The 468-nt window shown below is 51.7% G+C and carries 1 protein-coding gene; it reads right to left on the bottom strand.

Annotated elements, in window-relative coordinates; translation table 11 throughout:
- Positions 1-72: 72 nt before the first annotated feature.
- Positions 73-381 (bottom strand): ribbon-helix-helix protein, CopG family, encoded by a 309-nt coding sequence (locus C5B90_RS20120; RefSeq protein ID WP_115803397.1) that lies wholly within the window; start codon positions 379-381, stop codon positions 73-75.
- Positions 382-468: the final 87 nt, after the last annotated feature.

The following is a 468-nucleotide window of genomic DNA, read 5'->3' as shown; positions in this document are numbered from 1 at the left end:
CTCGGTGACGAAGACGTCGAGAACTTCGCCGACTGAAAGAGAGATGAATGCGCTCGTGTCTACAACGAGCATTTAGAGGTCTGCGAGTTTGTCTGCGAGTTCTTCACCACGATCAAGTACCTCTTTCGAAGCGCGGACGGCTTCGGCATCTTGCCGCCCGATAATCTCGACAAGCTTCTCGAACTCGATGTGGTCGTCTAGATACAGCTCGACAACGGCCTCACGAAAGCTCTCATCAGACTCTTTCTCTTCGAGATACTGTCGGAGGGCTTCGATGAGGATTTCTGTTCGATTCTTGTGAGTGACCTCAGCCGCAATGTCGGCGTGTGCCACCAACTCCTCGGGCAGTCGGAAGTTGACTCGTTTTGTGCTCATGTACATACGTTGTGTGTACAAATAAAAAACTGTGTCGGCCTGCCCGTCACTTGGTTACACTTGCGTGTACAGACCGCGTAAATCGAGAGTCAG

Origin of the sequence: Haloferax sp. Atlit-12N (assembly GCF_003383095.1) — an archaeon.
GTDB lineage: Archaea > Halobacteriota > Halobacteria > Halobacteriales > Haloferacaceae > Haloferax.
The sequence above is the reverse complement of the archived record's forward strand: the minus strand, read 5'-3'. Positions and strand labels throughout refer to the sequence as shown.

What these genes read in the sequence shown, in the direction of transcription:
- C5B90_RS20120 (WP_115803397.1), bottom strand. Translation starts at nt 381, where the DNA reads ATGTACATGAGCACAAAACGAGTCAACTTCCGACTGCCCGAGGAGTTG.